Origin of the sequence: Aureispira sp. CCB-QB1 (assembly GCF_000724545.1) — a bacterium.
In the GTDB taxonomy this organism is placed as follows: Bacteria; Bacteroidota; Bacteroidia; order Chitinophagales; family Saprospiraceae; genus Aureispira.
This window is the reverse complement of sequence record NZ_JHBV01000008.1, coordinates 204541-221711: the sequence shown is the minus strand read 5'-3', so window position 1 is coordinate 221711 and position 17171 is coordinate 204541. Positions and strand designations below refer to the sequence as shown.

Below are 17171 nucleotides of genomic sequence, written 5' to 3'. Positions count from 1 at the left end.
ACAGACTTAGAAAAGCCATCCATTTTATCTTAACATTTTTATTTTGTCAATGTGCTTTAGAAAATTCGGGATGACTCATGTTTTTTTTTTGTAATGTTGCTACATATATATAACGTGCCGCAAGATATGTGCTACGAAATATAGCCTTTTCCCAAAGCAAAATCTGGGATTTTGCGGCAGTCTCACAAAAGTCCTAGACTTTAGACGCAGGATGGCTATATATAGCCGTGTTGGCTACAGTTATTTTATTTTTTTTAGATCCTCAATAACTTTTAGCATTAATTCAATGGCTTCTGGTAAGTCTTTTTCTAACATAAATAAATCCGTTGATGGATTGTGAACTATCATGTTTCTATAATTCATTAAAAATATTAATTGATCGAATAATCTATTAGAAAATAGTTTCTTTTGATGAATTACTCTCAATAAACGGTGAACAGGTATAGATTGAGGTTTAACACTTAGAGCGTGATTATTGGATATTCGCATTAATTCAACTACTAAGCTTTTCCAATAGAAAAGAAAGTCACCATATAGTTTATTAATATTTTCAAGAGAATCTTTTGTGATTTTTTCTATTTCTTCTTCTGAGAATTCTATCTCATCCATAGTTTTATCTGCTTCTTCAATTATTTGCTTTAACTCATTACAGTCATTGACACCTTTTTCTAAGTCTTTTTCTGTAAATAAGTTGTTATGAGCTACTTTGTGTCGAAGCTTTTCAATATCTTCCCATTTTTTTTGAAACTGTTTGTCTTTAAATGTTTCTTTAAAATATTTAGTATAATTACTTTGTAATTCTTGTTTTAGCTCTTTTATTGCGTCAATACTTTCTTCAATATTCATGAGTTTATCAATAATATCATTCTTATTTATATAGCCAGAAGATAAGGCATATATCATTTTTCCAAGTTCACCGAAATCAATTAGATATACTTTGTTATCTATATAATTTGAAAAAACTTGTTCATTTTTTTTTCGTAATCTAGCTTTTTGTTTCATTTCGCTATCGGCAGTAATATCCCACCATTTAGGTCCAAGCTTAGTGATGAAAAATTTCATTAGATACCCTCGAAGTAAAGTTTCTAATTCGTTTATTAAAGGATATAATGTACATGCTATATTTTTTGATATTTCATCTTTTATAACATATGTATGGTCAAAATTTTGGGCTGAAATAAATTCAAGCAGTTTTATTCTAATTGCTGCTACTTTTTCATATTTACCCTTCAAAAAAACTAAATAGGATATTTGGTTGGGTATTGAATTATCAGAGGTAGAAGATTTCTTTTTTATTTGGCAGATAAGCGAATTGTTTTTTTCTTGAATTTTTTTATTTTTTAATTCAGCATCATCCCATAGTTCTCCATTTGATAGTAATAGGTGTAAAAAGTTAGTTTCATTTTTTACTTTAACATTAGAGGTTGTATCAACGCAGATAATAACAAATTCAAATTTCATTTTACTAGTGTCTAATTTCATGTCAAGATAATTGATTTATTTCACTTTTCTGTGTTGCTTACCTCAAAATCTTTAGGGAGCGAAGTTGCAGCCAACGTCTTAATATATGCAGTGCCACAAGTTATGCGAACCGAAATATGGCTAATCCCTAGAGCAAAATCTGTGATTTTGCGGTGTTAGACATACGCTGCGCCTTTTTCCTAGGATAGCCATATGCGCTTTGTTATGTGCTGTAATTATTGTTTTTCCGAATACTTTTTTAGCTCTTCTTTTAGTTTAGTAACAAAACTTGAAATTTCTACGCTTAGATTTTTATATGATTCGGAAATTTGTTCTTGACTCTTATTGGCTAGGAAAAATAGTTTACCAGAAATCTCCGTAATTATTTTTACTAATTCAGATGATGAATCTAACTGATTTTCTATAGTCCATCTTTGTATTGCTTTACTGGATAGACCAAATATTGATGTCTTTAGTTGCGTTGTACCATTAATTAGTTGAATTATTTCTCGTTGAGCAGATATTCTGTTATTGAATTCAAACATATTGTATTTTTTTATTTAATGAACTAAACCAATTTTTCAGTGATATTTCCTGACTAATTACTTTAGAGATTTCAGAGGTGTTTATTTTTTCTCCTATACCTCTCGTTGTTAGTATTCTTGCTCTTTCAAGAATGGAAAATATTAAGGGAGGAATATTTAGCGAATCTTCTCCTAACTTTAATGCTGAAAATCTTGAAAAGTTATATTGCTTTAAGACACCCAATGAGTAACACGAAGCAAAATTTCTAATGGCTAGAAAAATCATTGATAAGTCAAAAATTTGAGAATTAGGATTTTCCTTTAATGAATCCATTGATTCTAGAAAAAGATTGTAGAACTTCTTACAATCTCTCTCTTCATTTGTATAAGGGGAAGGAGGAGGAATATTTTCCAATAGATTTTCACCATTGTCTGAAAATAAAAATTTAGCTTCAGTGTATAAATGCCATGCGAATGGATTTCCTTCTATCCAAATTTTATTTAATCTTTCAAAACTATAAACTGAATATTGTTCCATATTGAACTGTCTATATGGGTTTTGTTCAGTTTTGTTGATCACAACTAATAGGTCTATATCTGAGGATGGGTCAATTTCTCCTCTACAGACAGAACCAAAAGCATAAATATACATACTATCTTTTGTTGAAGCGTTTAATTATTATAGCCATAAATAGGCTAAAGATGAATAATCTAATGAAGTATATCAAACTTAGATATGATTTTGAGTAATGAGAAGGTCGTTCAATACTGAAAAATATTTCGGGCATTTGGTTTAATGAACTCCAATATGAATCAATTTGATCTGTATCGCGAAATTTAAAAACATCATATAGAACCATTAAAATACCAAGAATTAAGACAGTTCTTAGTAATCTAGATACACTTTCTCCATTTCCCCATATAAATTCTTGAATTTTAAAAGAGACCCATTTGAAGAAAGCTTTTACTCTGTTAAAACCAGAATATTTTTTTCTATAGTAAGACTCATTTGAATTCCAAGATTTATATAAATGAGTTTTTGTAGCAGTTAATTCTACCTTAATCGCTTTATTCGCAGATTCATTAATTCCTAATGATTGGTAGTTTGTTCTTAGGGTGCGAGCAAACTTTAGCTTTAAATTTTCAAATCCTGGACAACTGTTTAAAAGTATGTCGTCATCTACAAATGTTTTATTAAAAGTGCTGTAATCAAATTTGCAACCAGAGAAAGAGGAGCCTGCAAGACTGGAGTTATTAAATTTACTACCTTCAAATAAACATGAGTCAAATGCGCAGTTTCTGAAATAACAATTTTCAAAAATGCAAAAGCGGAAATCTACATTAGTAAATTTCTTTCCTATTGCAGAAACTCTGTTAAATAGTGCTTTCTGAAAATTTTGATTTGAAATATCTTGTGCAAAATATTGGTCAATAATGGAGTTTCTATTTAGATCTTTTAGCATGATTTTACTATTATTTATACTAATATATAATTTTTTTTGTATAAAATCTCTTAGAGAAGGAATAAACAAGCTAATAGTTATTCTAAAAAGGGGTTTTGAGAGGGCTGTATTGCACATAACGGTAAGTATAACAAGCGTAGCATCCCGAAGGGTGCTATGATTTGTTATACAGTGTTAGGCAAAGTCAGTTTTTCCTTAATGTTGTTGAATCACTATAACCATCAGAAACATCAGTCATTTTCCATTTAATAGACTTTTTGTCTGATGATAATTGTAATTCGCAGTTATAATTATCACCATCTCCATTTAATTTGAATGTAATTTTGTTGGAGTTAACAAGCTTCACGTTTGTTGCTACATATCTGTCAATTTCTCCATCATCCCAAATCCAATTGTACTTTATGCTTACTGTTGAACCTGATTTAGAAATTACGAGTTGAATAATATCACCATCATCTTTAACCGACCATTTGCCTCCAAATAGAAAAACATCAACAATTTCAATAGTTATTTTTTTATTTGGACTACTATTTGGAGTGTCAGTGCCATAAAACTCTTTTCTCAATTTTGATAAGGTATGGTCTTTTGGAAGATACCTATTACCCTCTGAATCTCTTGGAACTCCCCCTAGCATTATGCACCCCTTCGAATGATGGGGCTTGTTACCTCCATGAAATAAAATGTTAGATCGAGCTTTTCCATCACTCCACTTGACATTACCAACTTCAAGTAAAAAATCTCCTTTATTAGAGATGTTTCCAAGCGGTCCTTGAACATGACCATTTTGAGAGATATATCTTAAATATCCCGAATACTTTCCTTCATTTATTTTTAAAGCATCATTCTCATAAGTAGTGCCAAGGTATTTTCCATTAACATATAGCTTCCCTTTTACTAAATTGTTTGAAACAGATTGACGAATAATTTTTATGTCAAAGTTTTGTTGTGCTGAAGCATTTATTGATAAAAAAGCTACTAGAATAAATTTTAAAATATATTTCATCTCTTTTGATTTTATTTTGCCTAACTACCACATATACACAATTGCATATACAAGCACATATAGCGATCTATATACACAATCTATCTATACAGTTTTAGGCACTTTATTAAAAAATAGATAATATTCTATAAAATTTTTACACATACATAAAGGCAAAAAAAAGCGAACCCTCGCTTTCCTATTTCTGATTTTTCTCAAGCATAGAAATAAGTTTTTCTTTGTCCTTTATAGACTGCTCCAGTAGAGCAATTTTATCATTCAACAGCTTTACATCTGTACAAGTTGAGTTTCTACTATTTGAAGAATCTGTTTTATCAATGCTTGATTCCTCACCATCAAGAAACATTTTACCTTGTCCTCCTAATAACCAATTGATATTTACATTGTACCTCTCTAATAGGGGAATTAATACTTTAGCATTAGGCAAGGTTTCTCCTTTCTCCAATTTCTTAATTGTAGGTTGAGTTACATTTAATTCTTTAGATAATGAGTTAGGCGTAAAGCTTAAGACTTTTATTAATTCTTTAAATCGTTCATTAACAGGCATTAATGTATTATGTTAATATAATTATTAAATAAAAATTTAAAATAGTTAAAATTTTATTTGACTTTTTAAGGTCAAAATCATAGTTTTGTTTAACTAAAGTAATTAAGTATACAAATAAAGTCACTTTGAGTAAAAACAAAATTGTATTCAAACACGCCAAAAACTAAGGATAAAAAAGTAAGAAAGTGCTGTAAACACTTTAAGAAAGTCTTAACATTTTATTAACAGTCATGTAGACGTATGTAGACCAATGTAGACAAAATGTTAAAAAAAGGCGAAAAAAAAGGGGAAAAAATTCAGTCAAAGGAGGTTGAATGGTTGGACGCGCTGCAAAGAATTGTTGGCACTATGGGGATGGTCGTCGGCAATTAGAAGGAAACTTCTAGCGTCCAATTTTTCTAAACGACAGCAAAACAAAGGGTTTTGTTACTGTGTACGTCTAGTGTTTCAAGGAAAAAGGGCAGTGGCAACTGCTAAAAGAGTTCGATTCTCTTCACTAGAGCAAAAACCAATTAGATCGGATAAAGTAAAGCAACTGCAATGAATCGGCGGTTCGGCGGAGCTTTGTCTATTACCAAACAAACAGATAAAAAAAATTGAGTAAACCAATGAAAAAAGCGACCACAAACGAGCGTCCAGACACTTTTTATGACTTTGTCTTCAACACCCTATCGGCAGCGGATTTTAAGAGCTTGCCCGAACAATTGGGCTTGAGTACAAGAATGACGACAATGCGCTTGCGCAAGCCTACTTTGTTAACCTACGACACGATTCCAAAACTGGCGGTGATCTTGGGGCGAGATTTAAAAGAATTGGTTCAAAAACACGAACTAGGTTACGATGCCTTATCGGCTCGAGAATATAAGCAATTAATGTATTAAAAATAGTACTCCGTGTGCTTTTGATAGCAGACAGGGAGTAATTAAAAAAGGAGGACCGATGGAGGTCGAGGAACTCAAAATTCAATTAGAACAGCAAATAGAGCAGTACAGAAAGGCAAAAGAGACCTATGAGCGGATCGCTCGAAGGGTAGCGATTTTAAAAAAGGTAAAAATTACGACAGAGGAAGCAGCGGTTCTCTTAGGCGTAAAACCAAGAACGGTTCGAAAATACCACGAAGAATGGAAATTTTTAGAAGCCTATTTGCATTAAAAGTTCAAGCCGAACACAAAACCGATTTAAACAACTCCTAAAGACCATGAATCAACTAATTGGAGTCCTTGGTAATGAACACGGCGGCATGATTGGCGGCGTGTACCAAACCAAGGGCAAACACTACACTTTTAAGGATGGTACGACCATCTACGGGGGGGAATACAACCGAGCGATCAAAGCTCGTGTAATGGAGCAGCTCACCGGAAAGGGCATTCTTTTTTATGATCTCGTACCCGAACAGCAAGATATTAGAATGGGTACCCGAATTTCAAGGGCAGATTATTTGTACAAAAAAAGCCAAAAGAGGACTTTTTTAATTGACTTGCATTCTAATGCAGGCGGTGGTCACGGTTGCGAGACTTGGATCGCTAGACAACCCAGTTCTAAAAGCAAAGCTTTGGCAAGATGGACAGAAGCTTTGTTTAAAAAGCATTTTCCCGAAAGTAAATTTCGAGGGATTAAGCGCAAGAATTGGGATATACTTGCCAAGACAGATAACCCTGCTATTATCTTGGAGCTGTTCTTTATGGACAATTACGAGGAATGTAAAAAGTACTTGCTATCGAGTGAGGGAAGAGACAGAGCTGCCGCTTATGTGGTGGATATTATCGAAAACTTTATTAAATACCATTCTTAACCATGACGAGTCAAAACAAAAATAGATTGCTGTATATTTTGCTTATTGCAAACCTTGCGCTTAGTACCTTTTATTTGCTCTCGGATATAATAAACGTTCGCTTTTCAACAGAGCCAACAGCACCACCTCAAGAAAGAATTATATCCATTGACACGACACCACCACCGCCCATTATTATACAAATGCCAAGGCAGCCCACCCCAAAGCCTATTATTGTTTATGTAGACAGTACAGGGCGCAGCGTTCCAACCGCTAAAATTGATACTTCTAAGCACGAAAAGGCGAACTTATACAGGGATAGTATAGAGGACGAGAATTTGACGCTATACTATGAATCTACGGTAAAAGGAAACCTTTTAAGTAATGCCTTGGATTACAAATTGAAAGTACCGTAACTTATCACTAAGAAAATAGAGGTTTTAAAGCCTGTTCCAACGCCCGTTAGTACATTGCTGCTAACGGGTGGCGTTGGTGGCAATGTGAATCAATTTTCTAGTATTCGGCTTGGTTTGCAGTTTGTGAGTGCAAAGGGTTGGGCGGTTGGTTATGATTATGATTTGTTGCAGAATGTGCATTCTGTTAATGTTGGGGTTCGGTTGTTTGGATTTGATAAGAAGTAATTTTACTTCTGTATTTAGTTATTTAACGCTGGCGTATATCATGTGCCGCATGATATGCGCTGTGTAATATACGCATTGTTGTATTTCTGCCTTTTTTATTTTTATTCTGTTGGACTTGCTAATGCACTAAATATGAACTATTATTGTGTAAGACTAACTTGTTCCCCACGAGTTGTAATTTACTAAATTCTTCAAAACGATGAAAACTCACATCTTGGCATTATTATGCCTTTTAATTAGCTACACTACTATAGCACAATACACAGTAACAACAACAATGAATACTTATCAGGATTTAAGTAATCCTATTTCTCTAAATCAGGGAGCAATGTGGACAGATGCAACAACATATCAAATTTTTTTCAACTTTGATTTTGATATTTATGGGCAGAACTTTACAGCTCTTAATGTCTACGCTGGAGGTGGTCTGCATTTTCCAGGTTTAGGAAATAAGCAGTTATTTGTTGTTCATTCTCCTTTTGGAGGCTATTTTCTTACAGATAAGGGGACATCCTCTTCACAGTCTCCAATTGGGTATGAGATTTCTGGGACAGCAGGAAATCAAATTTTAAAAATTGAATGGAAAAATGCAGGATTTCCTCAAACTGTTCCCAATCCCAATCCAGCTGACTTCATAGACTATCAAATTTGGCTATTTGAAAGCGACAATCATATCGAAATTCGCTTTGGTCCAAATCAATTCAACAGAGAGTCCTTTGGTCAATCGCCAGGAACTCAGACTTTGAGTGTTAAGTTTTTATATGATACTTGTAATGATATGCTTGGTCTTCAAGGATCCGCGAATTTACCATCGTATTCGTTTTATAATTCGTGCGTCCCCAATTATACTTTTATAGATGGCTCGCCCAATGCAGGGATTACATATGTTTTTAATCCAAGTGTAGGAACAGCTGTTACCAAGGTAATTGAAAAAGAAATTAAGGTTTATCCTAATCCTACTTCTAGTGAGATTTTAATTGAGGATCTCTCTGAATCGTTTGAGCTTAAACATCTTGAAGTCTGCGATATTACTGGTCGAATTTTATTGATGAATGATAATTTTGAACAGAATTTTGAGCTAATTTCTGTTTCACTAAATGATTTGTTGGATGGGATTTATTTTTTGAAGTTAATAGGCAATGAAGGAACTATTATCAGTAAGAAAATAATAAAAGAAGGTAATTAGTTCTTTTGTCGATTAGTTGGAAGCCAAAAAACGTCGAAAATTGGTTGAATACAATGGTCTGTGTATGGTGCGTATCCCGTAGGATATGCACTATACACCTTGTTGTGGTGTCGTTTTTTATTTTTCAATGTTCAGCATGACATTCATATTCATAAAATCCTGTCCCGTTTTTTATTGTCAATTCAAATTTTCCATAATCAGGTTCAAAATAGGGATAGATTTCCCCCCAAACTCTTACTTGTTTGTCTTTATCTTCAAATCCTTTCAAGCTGACTTCTATTTCACCCATTAAGTCTGAAAGAATGTCCGAAAACCAAACTTGTTCTTTTCTATTGATTGTTAACACGAAAAAGCTTGCTGAATTTTCTTCCATTCCTGTTATTTGGTGCAAAACATAGCCAACCAAAGTCAATGACCATTCATCATCAAACTTGTAAGACTTTGAAATCTTTCTGTTAATATCTCCACAAAAAAGGCTGTCTTTGGAACAAGCATTGTCAATAAATTCCTTTGCCTTAATATCTTGGAATTTGGTATTGGATAGTTCTTTATGTATTTCTTCCAAGTTTTCCTGATAGTCTGGAAATTTGGTAGTATCGCAAAATATGTCTGTTTGTTTTTCTGTCGTGTTTTCAGTCGAAAATTCCTTTTTCTTCGGATTTTGAACTTCAACTTTTGTCTTTTCAGGTTTCTGTTCTACGTCATTTTTTTGACCTGAATTGCAACTGAAAAACAAGGCTGTCAATATTATGATTAATGTAAGTTTCATTGTCTTTTTAAATGCACCACAACTATTCGCTAAACACAATGTGTTTTTTTCCTTATAAAAGGAATAGATTAACTATGTATTATTTTCTAAAAGTAACAATATAAATATTTTTACAAAATATAAAACAACTACCCCCGTAATTCAAAAAAACCTTTCTTTGTAAGCCACTGAAAACAGGCATATACACCCCAGTTTTCAGTGCAACAGCTAATAGACGTAATTGCTCGAAACACGCCACAAAACGCCCTGAAACAGGCCTAAAAACTCGCTTTTGTGATACTTTTTGTCTCATCTTTGTAACAACAAACAAAGCAACCAAAAACAAACCCTAAAAACCCTCTACGATGAAAAACTAAACCCTATTTTTTATACTAGTTCCAAACGAAATTGTGTTTGAGATCAAACTAGATTATTTATCCATTGCTTTGGTCGGAGTAACCAGTTTCTTTTTCATTCCAGTAGAATAGTTCTCTATCAATTGCGTGAGTGGCAATTCAAAGACTTTATTCCAATGGTGAATAGGGAATGTACAAGAACAAAATTTGAATCAATAAACTCACTTAAATTTTTATTGTTTAAATGAGTCCAAGGGGAGTTATTCGAAAATTGACTTAGTTTATAATAATTGGCACTATTTCTATTCTCAAAGAGAAGTCGAAGCCCTTCAAATCCATACTTATCAATAATTGTTCGCTCAAGATTGGTTGTTCTTATGAATTCAGAATCGAAACTTTTATTTGAGTTAGGTACTAAGGCTTTTCTATAATCATTTTTCTCTTTTTCTGTCACAATATTTAATTTAAATTGATTTTGTGGTGGTGCACATGCGTTCACTCCTTTTTCGCTGTTCGAGGAATGTACCATGAGCATATATATTTAGTTTAGTAATATGGAATAATAGTTTTAGATACGAATGAAATAGATATACAAAATAGAAACTATTGATACTAGAGCGAAGATTCTATTCTCTTAAAAAAGCGTTCCACTAAACTGAACCATGCTATTGTTGCCTTTATCATTAAATCAGTTTTAACTAGGAACAACTTTTGTTCAGTTTTTTATTAACTGTATATTTCACAATCAGGGAAAGCCATTCTCACTTTATCTAAAACACTTTCCTCTATTAGATTACTTTCAAGGTCTAAAACACTTAATTCTTCCATTTTTTCGATAGATTCAGGAAGATCTTTTAGTTGATTCTCTCTTAAACTTAATTCATATAGATTAACTAAATTTCCGATGGACTTTGGTAATTTTTTCAATTGATTATTATTGAGCACCAAACGACTAGATAAATTTATTAAATTTCCAATAGTGTCAGGTAATTGGGTTAATTCATTGTCTTCTAAATTTAATTCTTCTAGGTTAGATAAATCCCCAATAGATTCTGGTAATTCTTTCAATTTATTTTCAGAAAGATCTAAGCCTATCAAATTCGTTAATTTACCAATGGATTCTGGTAATTTTTCTAATTGATTACCTGGTAAGAATAATCCTTCTAACTGTTTCAAGTTACCAATAGAATCTGGCAATTCAGTTAGTGAGTTTGAGTTAATATAAAAAGAATCTAAATTAATGAAACGATCTATTGAGGCTGGTAATATTTCTATTTCCATATTGCATAGTTCTAATATTGTAATGGCTTCTAGCTTTTCTTTTAAAGTTGGATCTTCCCACCAAGAATCAAGAGTCTCGTTCTTAATTGCTTCTCCAATTGCTTTATTATGGTCTGTATTTAGTTTTTCGATACATAATTCTAAATTTTGTAACATGCTTATTTGTTTTTGTGTGTAAGTTAATTTTATTAATGTGTAATTGTAGATAACGTATTGATATATTATATGAAGTACCACAAGTCGTGCGCTCAGAAATATAGCTAATCGTAAAGCAAAATCTACGATTTTGCGGTAGTCTCACAAAAGCCTTGAACTTTTAGCTTTAGCCCCAAACATGGGATAATTATATATAGCCGTATTAGTTGCAGTTATTTTTTATTTGTATATCTAATGGAGTTGCTAATTTGTATTGGTGGTATTGAGATTTAAATTTAATATTTGTGATTAAGATTCTTTCACTCACTTTTATGTGTTTTGAAATTTCTTCCATGTTTAGTGCTGCCCCTTCACAATCTTTAAAGTAGACAAGTTTGTTTTTTCGGATGATAGCAATGGTATAACTTTCTATAGTAAACTGTATATCGAAATCGTAATTTATAAGTTCAACGATAATTTTTTTTGAAGCTTTAAATTGCCCTGATTTCATTTCGTGTTTTTCATTCAATTTTCCTAAGCTTCCTAAGTGAGCAATAGGTTGAGGAAGGTCTTTTACTGTGAAGAAGTTTTCCTGAATTAATCTAGAGTCATTATTTTCTTTTTGGTAAACTTCCAGAGCAATTTTTCCTTTTCTTTTGGGGCAGAGGATAAATGAACCATCGGGCTTTAGATTTTTTATTTCACAACCATAAGCGTTTAATTTTATCTTATTGATAGGAATTTTTTTAGAGTGCAGGTAGAGACGATTATTGAAGTTTACAAATAACCAATCGTGAGCTTTTTGAATTTGAACCAAATTTTGAGACTGAACAGTATTTAGAAAGCATATAAATGCTAGGATTGAAATAATTATTTTCATGAAGGTTTTTCTTAGTTTAATTTTTTGTGTTTTTAGAACTAATTCTAGAGAATAAACTATTTATTATAATTCTACGGATCATTGCGTTTTTATTTATAGAGTTTTAAAACATCTTCCTTATTTAAAACTGCATTTTGAAACTGACTTGCTTTTAAATATAATTTAGAAAGAGGTTCAAAAATGGTTAGTCCTTCTAGATAGAAAGACATTCTTCCTCTGGTAATGCCACAACTAATAGCTCCATTTTCTCTATATGGTAGATTTTTAGAATTGATAAAAAGAGCATAATTTTTTAAAATATAGATATCCCAATCTTTTTCATAAATTTTAAAGAACCTGTTACTTCCTTTAGATATCACTTCTATGAAAGGGGCTTTTTGTTCTGTTATTATCCAAGTTCTGAGTTTTTTATGGATAGTAGAGTCTATTTTATTTGAGATGTATATAGGAAAAGAAATTTTATTTTTACTAACTCCAGCATAGGATCCTGCAAACCCAACAAACTCATGAAATTTAAATTTAGTTTTGATTAATAGCTTTTGCAATTGGATATTTCTGATAAAATTAAAAACTGTATCTTTTTGATATATAATAGAATCTGCCTTAAAAATAAAAGGAGAACAATAGTCTAATTTATCTTCGTCAAAATAAGCAGTTTCGTTTACTGGTATTTCATCATAGAAATTTGTACATTCTTGAACACAAAATTTCTTTTCATTAAGAAAAACCCATTTTTTTAGAGAGCAAGATGAAAATATAACAAAGATTGATAGTAGAGGAATCAATATTTTCACAGAATGAGGTATTTTTCTTTAATGAAGTAATGTTCACATTTATGCTGGATAATGGTATGTTTTAATAAACTTAATTTATTTTCTTTTTTACTTTATTAGCTCTTTAAATTATTACTTTTTTGGTGCGGAAGGGATAATTTTTTATCTCAATTCTTTGCAAGCTATGGAGATTGTCAAAGAACTTGGAGTCCATTTTTTGACAATCTCCACTCTCACTTTTCTATTTCTGATGTTGCTTTACTATTTTGAATGTTTGGGAATTTTCAAGAACTAAAATATAAAGACCTGCATCTAGTGTTTCAAGATTTAACGTGTCGTTAGGCGAAATTTTCTTTTCCAATAGTAATTCCCCAATAAGATTGTATACCTCTATTTGATAAAGGGATTTTTTAGGATTTTCTACTTCTATTGTCAAGTTTTGAGTAACAGGAATAGGATAATGTTTAATTTTTATTTCGCTTGTTGATGAAATTGGTTCTATATTGGTAACATTAGTTAATGATTGAATACTATCGCAAGTAATATTTGTATTTGAATTAACTTGGCTAACGTATTTATATCCAGCGACAACAGAAGAGCTAGAATTCATATTTAAACCTCTATAATAATCTCCAACTCCTTCTACGAACTTTAAATAATGATTGCCCGAACCATATCCTTCAAAATGTAGTACTCGTCTGTTCTTTTGAGCAATAAACATGGTGTCAATATGTACTACTTTGGTGTAGGCAGGAGTATCAAAACCAGTATAATAGATACTATCTCCAACGTTTAAAGAGTAGTCAATAAAAAGTGTTTCCGTTGTGCTACTAGGAGCCATGAAATATATTTTTTTATTTATGGTGTCTTCTCGCAGATAACCATATAGACCACTTGAGATGTTATTAGCGTTATAAAGATGATAATAATGTTTGGAGTTAATAACGGTATCACAGTTTAAAACTTGGAACTCATCCCAAAAACTCGACAGTCCACCGTGATGGGTTGTATGTCTAACAGTCCATTTTTTTTGAGGGATTAAAGTTTTTTCGTATGACTGGGCAAAAATAGAATACGAGAATAGAAGCAAAGAAAACAATAGAATAGACTTTGGGAAGCAATAATTACACTTTTTCATTAATTGGAGTTTTTTGTAAAGTATTTACACACATGAAGTGGTGTTAAACATTAGTATTAGTTAAATATACACTATTTTTAATGAAGATTCCACTCTAACAGTCATAATTTAAAAAATGCCTTCTTCGTAAGCCCTTTAAAATAGGCACATACACTCAGTTTTTAGCGGAACAGAAATTGCCCGAAATTTTCTGAATGATTACTCAAAGAAATTGGTTTATTGTTCTGAAGTTTTGTCCTTGTCTATCGCTTGATTTCGTAGGCTACAAGTTGTATGCCCAAACTATATAACTTAACGGTATACGCAATTTATCTGTATAATTTTAGGTCTTTTATTAAGAATTCTAAGATTATTATAAAAGAAGCGATCTAGCTAAACTAAGTGAAACGACCCTTACTGTAAATATATGAATGGCTAAAACACGATAACTTTCGGAAATCAAAACCTCCAAATAAAAAAAAAATGATGTACTATAAAAATCTGATTTTTATAATGCTAATGAAAAACAAGAACTAATGAATAATACATTTTTTACTTTATTTATCAATAATAACCAACAAGCACAAATTATGGGCAGGATTTTGTTATTGTCATTGTTTTTCCTTCTCCCAGTAATGATAATTGCTCAATGTGATAAGGGGATTCGATTAAGTCATTTTCCTTCAAAAATGATTGAATGGAATTTAGAAATTTCTAAATCTAAAAATAATTTTCTTGAATATGAGCTTAAGATTGAACTTGAAATGGTGAAGGTTTATAAACCTAGTGCTAATATAGAGGATGTTTTGATAATTGAAATGGAAGGATATAAGTTAGATGGAGTTGGTATAGAAAAACTTGATAAAAATTTTTACGCAATCCAGATGGATTTGGATTATGAAAATAATAATGCTAAAAGTCGTCGCCATTCGTCTATATTTTATACTACTAGAGAGCATAAAATTGTTTATTTAACTATAGATCAAAAAGCAACATCGCACAAATTTGAAGCGTTAGGAGTAACTAGGTTGATTCCCCATAAGTTTAATACAGGTAAGTGTGCGGAGTACCCTATCCTTAGGACCCGTTTAAGCTGATTTGTAATGAATATTCTGTAGATATTTTTCTTGCAAATCGCCCTCATAAAAAAGAGGGGTGTTTTTGGAAGAAAAATATCGGTTGCTTGGCAAATGATGGTCTATGCCAGCATGTCTACGTTCAAAATTATAGTATTGGAAGTACTTCTCCAAACCTAGATAAAGTGCTTTTCCATCTTTGTACTCATAAATATAAGCATTTTCATATTTAACCGACCACCAGAGCCGCTCAATAAATACATTCTAAAATATGCATTGTCTTGGTCAGATCTGATGATGATAAAGAAAAAAATCTAGACCTCAATAAATTGGCATTTTTTCTGACTTCCTAGTCCTCCAGAAAATGGAACAAAAAATTTCCCTCCAATCATTCCTTTGGGGAAGTGAGAAAAGCAACACGTCCCAATTTCTTCTAAGTTATTTTTTGTGTCTAGTTTTAAAACTTTTGAATTGTCTTGTTCTTTTTCAGGAATGATGAAATACCAATCATCTCCTTTTTTAGAAAAGGCTTTAGGTAAAAATGGGAAACCATTTATTTGAGGAAGATAGAAGAGAACCTTAGAAGAAAAATCGACTAAACTAAATTCAACGATTGCTGAAAGATCAAAAGGAAAATAATAGATAGTAGTTTCATTTTTCTTTAAAAAAGCATAGTTCTCAAGCCAGCGAGGATTTTTAGATAAATCTACATCTCTATAGTATTCAAATTGACTTTGACCGTTTTTGTCAAAAACTACAAGCCCATTTTGAGCATATTTAAAATTTGTGAATAGTTGAGCATCTGTATACGAGCAAATAATATAATTTTTGGTTGCGACTATCTTATGTACACTACCCAAGTTTAATTCTTTTTCAACTTTGCCAGAATTATTAATTATCCAAGCATTAGGTTCTTCATTTTTGGATGTATATGGTTTTTCGGCATCGACTAATATGAACTGTTCAGGAGAAATTACTTTTAGAATAGGAAAACCCAATGAACACTCAGAGTCTAACTGGATGATTCTACCATTTCTGAATACTTCAAAATGATCATTTATTATTACATAATTTTCGGGAGAAGTAGCATCTCCATTAAAAAAAAAATTATCACAGGTATGTTGTATTTCTGTAATTTTCATTTTATGTTTTTATGGATTATAATATTAATGATTGCTAAAATATGACATCATTTAGTGCTTTTGTTTCTCGTCCATAATAGAAAGTTTTTATTCTCCTTCTTTAGGTTTGTATAAAATAATAACCTGAATTAGTACAGCCATGATAACTAAGAAAATAATTTCACTTTGAGTAAAAAGATTAATGATACCTTTGGCTTTTTCGCTAATAAAAACTTGCCGTCTTCCTTCCTGCAATTGAATTTTTGACAAGTCATATAAATGTTGATCAATTTTTTGGATACTTTTAAAAAGCTCATTGTTTGCTACATTATCAAAGGACTTCTCTTTTTGATTGAGAACTGTAATTTCTTCTTGTAGTAGTTGGAAAATAAACTTCTCTTTTTGAGTCAATTTAGTAAGAGCATATTTCCCTATTAGTTGGTTTAACTCCTGACTGTATTTATCATTTTGTTTTGTAAAAAAAATGGTGTCTAAGGTTATAACTGCAATTTCTTTTTCTTGAATAATTTTTGACATCTCAAAGAGCAAATCACTTGCAACAAGTCTATCTTCGTATATAGTAGTGACGGAGTAACTTAATCGATTAAAGTTGTTTCGATCGATCAAGTTCGTAATGAGTACAATGAAGAAGACCAAAAGAATACTTACAGTCCATTTTATTTTAGCGAAAAATTCCATAACGTGTTTTTTGACTTTAAAAAATTCATTGATTTTGCTCAATTGTGCTATCAAACTTATCACTTAAATTAAGTATATACAAGGAAAATAGATTTAATTTTTGCAGATGCAATTTTCAATAATTAGAATAAAAAAAGCTCCTCTTTCGTAAAGCCCTAAAAACAAATAAATAGCCCTCTATTTTTAGTAAAAGAGAATTCTAAAAATACACTATAAAATGCTTGAAAGCAAGTTTGATAGCTTACTTTTGTACGATTTTGTGTAGTATCTTTTATATTAAATTTCAGATGGGATTACTGATCTGCACCTTGATCAGCAATCATTATTCTCTTTGCGAAAGAGTTATGATAATCATTGTCTTTTGTCGCCTTAAATCTATGATTTACAGA

Annotated in this window: 21 protein-coding genes; 7 read left to right on the top strand and 14 right to left on the bottom strand. The window is 31.5% G+C overall.

All coding sequences use genetic code 11. The features are described from left to right. Positions 1-240: 240 nt before the first annotated feature. The 6 genes from CG11_RS04045 to CG11_RS04020 all read right to left on the bottom strand — a co-directional run bounded on the left by CG11_RS04045 (position 241) and on the right by CG11_RS04020 (position 4998). Positions 241-1482 carry a HEPN domain-containing protein gene (locus CG11_RS04045; protein ID WP_052593394.1) on the bottom strand — a complete coding sequence of 414 codons (1242 nt, stop codon included), beginning with the start codon at positions 1480-1482 and terminating at the stop codon, positions 241-243. 215 nt (positions 1483-1697) lie between these two features. Beyond that, complete coding sequence (locus tag CG11_RS04040) at positions 1698-2006, bottom strand: hypothetical protein (protein WP_052593392.1); 309 nt, start codon at positions 2004-2006, stop codon at positions 1698-1700. After that, positions 1999-2637 (bottom strand): nucleotidyltransferase domain-containing protein, encoded by a 639-nt coding sequence (locus CG11_RS04035; RefSeq protein ID WP_052593390.1) that lies wholly within the window; start codon positions 2635-2637, stop codon positions 1999-2001. The genes CG11_RS04040 and CG11_RS04035 overlap by 8 nt, the downstream gene beginning before the upstream one ends. 1 nt (position 2638) lies before the next feature. Beyond that, positions 2639-3448 (bottom strand): pentapeptide repeat-containing protein, encoded by an 810-nt coding sequence (locus CG11_RS04030; protein WP_052593388.1) that lies wholly within the window; start codon positions 3446-3448, stop codon positions 2639-2641. A gap of 184 nt (positions 3449-3632) precedes the next feature. Beyond that, entirely contained in the window at positions 3633-4451 is an 819-nt protein-coding gene (locus tag CG11_RS04025; RefSeq protein WP_052593386.1) for a DUF5675 family protein, read from the bottom strand. A 178-nt stretch (positions 4452-4629) separates the two neighbouring features. Continuing rightward, positions 4630-4998 carry a helix-turn-helix domain-containing protein gene (locus tag CG11_RS04020; protein WP_052593384.1) on the bottom strand — a complete coding sequence of 123 codons (369 nt, stop codon included), beginning with the start codon at positions 4996-4998 and terminating at the stop codon, positions 4630-4632. A gap of 608 nt (positions 4999-5606) precedes the next feature. Between CG11_RS04020 and CG11_RS04015 the strand changes: the two genes are divergently transcribed. The 6 genes from CG11_RS04015 (at position 5607) to CG11_RS03995 (ending at position 8596) form a co-directional block, all read left to right on the top strand. Next, positions 5607-5879: a hypothetical protein gene (locus tag CG11_RS04015; protein WP_052593383.1), complete on the top strand. Its 273-nt coding sequence runs from the start codon at positions 5607-5609 to the stop codon at positions 5877-5879. A gap of 58 nt (positions 5880-5937) precedes the next feature. After that, positions 5938-6150, top strand: coding sequence for a helix-turn-helix domain-containing protein (locus CG11_RS04010; RefSeq protein WP_052593381.1), 213 nt, complete (start codon positions 5938-5940; stop codon positions 6148-6150). Between the two features lie 46 nt (positions 6151-6196). Continuing rightward, positions 6197-6790 (top strand): N-acetylmuramoyl-L-alanine amidase, encoded by a 594-nt coding sequence (locus tag CG11_RS04005; protein WP_052593379.1) that lies wholly within the window; start codon positions 6197-6199, stop codon positions 6788-6790. 2 nt (positions 6791-6792) lie between these two features. After that, on the top strand, positions 6793-7185 hold the full coding sequence (locus CG11_RS04000; protein ID WP_052593378.1) for a hypothetical protein: 393 nt from the start codon (positions 6793-6795) through the stop codon (positions 7183-7185). Between the two features lie 54 nt (positions 7186-7239). Further along, complete coding sequence (locus CG11_RS30095) at positions 7240-7410, top strand: hypothetical protein (protein WP_156039648.1); 171 nt, start codon at positions 7240-7242, stop codon at positions 7408-7410. Positions 7411-7609: 199 nt separating this feature from the next. Further along, on the top strand, positions 7610-8596 hold the full coding sequence (locus CG11_RS03995; protein ID WP_081909451.1) for a T9SS type A sorting domain-containing protein: 987 nt from the start codon (positions 7610-7612) through the stop codon (positions 8594-8596). 124 nt (positions 8597-8720) lie between these two features. On the opposite strand, the gene CG11_RS03990 is transcribed toward CG11_RS03995, so the two are convergent. From CG11_RS03990 to CG11_RS03960, 5 genes are all read right to left on the bottom strand, one after another. Next, entirely contained in the window at positions 8721-9365 is a 645-nt protein-coding gene (locus tag CG11_RS03990; RefSeq protein WP_052593374.1) for a hypothetical protein, read from the bottom strand. Positions 9366-10426: 1061 nt separating this feature from the next. Beyond that, entirely contained in the window at positions 10427-11137 is a 711-nt protein-coding gene (locus CG11_RS03975; RefSeq protein ID WP_052593368.1) for a leucine-rich repeat domain-containing protein, read from the bottom strand. A 202-nt stretch (positions 11138-11339) separates the two neighbouring features. Then, positions 11340-11996, bottom strand: coding sequence for a GldM family protein (locus tag CG11_RS03970; protein WP_052593366.1), 657 nt, complete (start codon positions 11994-11996; stop codon positions 11340-11342). An 89-nt stretch (positions 11997-12085) separates the two neighbouring features. Next, positions 12086-12790: a hypothetical protein gene (locus tag CG11_RS03965; RefSeq protein ID WP_052593364.1), complete on the bottom strand. Its 705-nt coding sequence runs from the start codon at positions 12788-12790 to the stop codon at positions 12086-12088. A 220-nt stretch (positions 12791-13010) separates the two neighbouring features. After that, positions 13011-13907 (bottom strand): T9SS type A sorting domain-containing protein, encoded by an 897-nt coding sequence (locus CG11_RS03960; RefSeq protein WP_081909450.1) that lies wholly within the window; start codon positions 13905-13907, stop codon positions 13011-13013. A 515-nt stretch (positions 13908-14422) separates the two neighbouring features. On the opposite strand from CG11_RS03960, the gene CG11_RS03955 reads away from it, so the two are divergent. Beyond that, positions 14423-14983: a hypothetical protein gene (locus CG11_RS03955; RefSeq protein WP_052593360.1), complete on the top strand. Its 561-nt coding sequence runs from the start codon at positions 14423-14425 to the stop codon at positions 14981-14983. Here CG11_RS03955 and CG11_RS31035 read toward each other — a convergent pair. From CG11_RS31035 to CG11_RS03945, 3 genes are all read right to left on the bottom strand, one after another. Then, complete coding sequence (locus CG11_RS31035) at positions 14975-15217, bottom strand: hypothetical protein (protein WP_368667154.1); 243 nt, start codon at positions 15215-15217, stop codon at positions 14975-14977. The two genes, CG11_RS03955 and CG11_RS31035, sit on opposite strands and share 9 nt — an antisense overlap. A gap of 59 nt (positions 15218-15276) precedes the next feature. After that, positions 15277-16104: a hypothetical protein gene (locus CG11_RS03950; RefSeq protein WP_052593358.1), complete on the bottom strand. Its 828-nt coding sequence runs from the start codon at positions 16102-16104 to the stop codon at positions 15277-15279. An 87-nt stretch (positions 16105-16191) separates the two neighbouring features. Next, positions 16192-16836 carry a hypothetical protein gene (locus CG11_RS03945; RefSeq protein WP_197043777.1) on the bottom strand — a complete coding sequence of 215 codons (645 nt, stop codon included), beginning with the start codon at positions 16834-16836 and terminating at the stop codon, positions 16192-16194. Positions 16837-17171 lie beyond the last annotated feature (335 nt).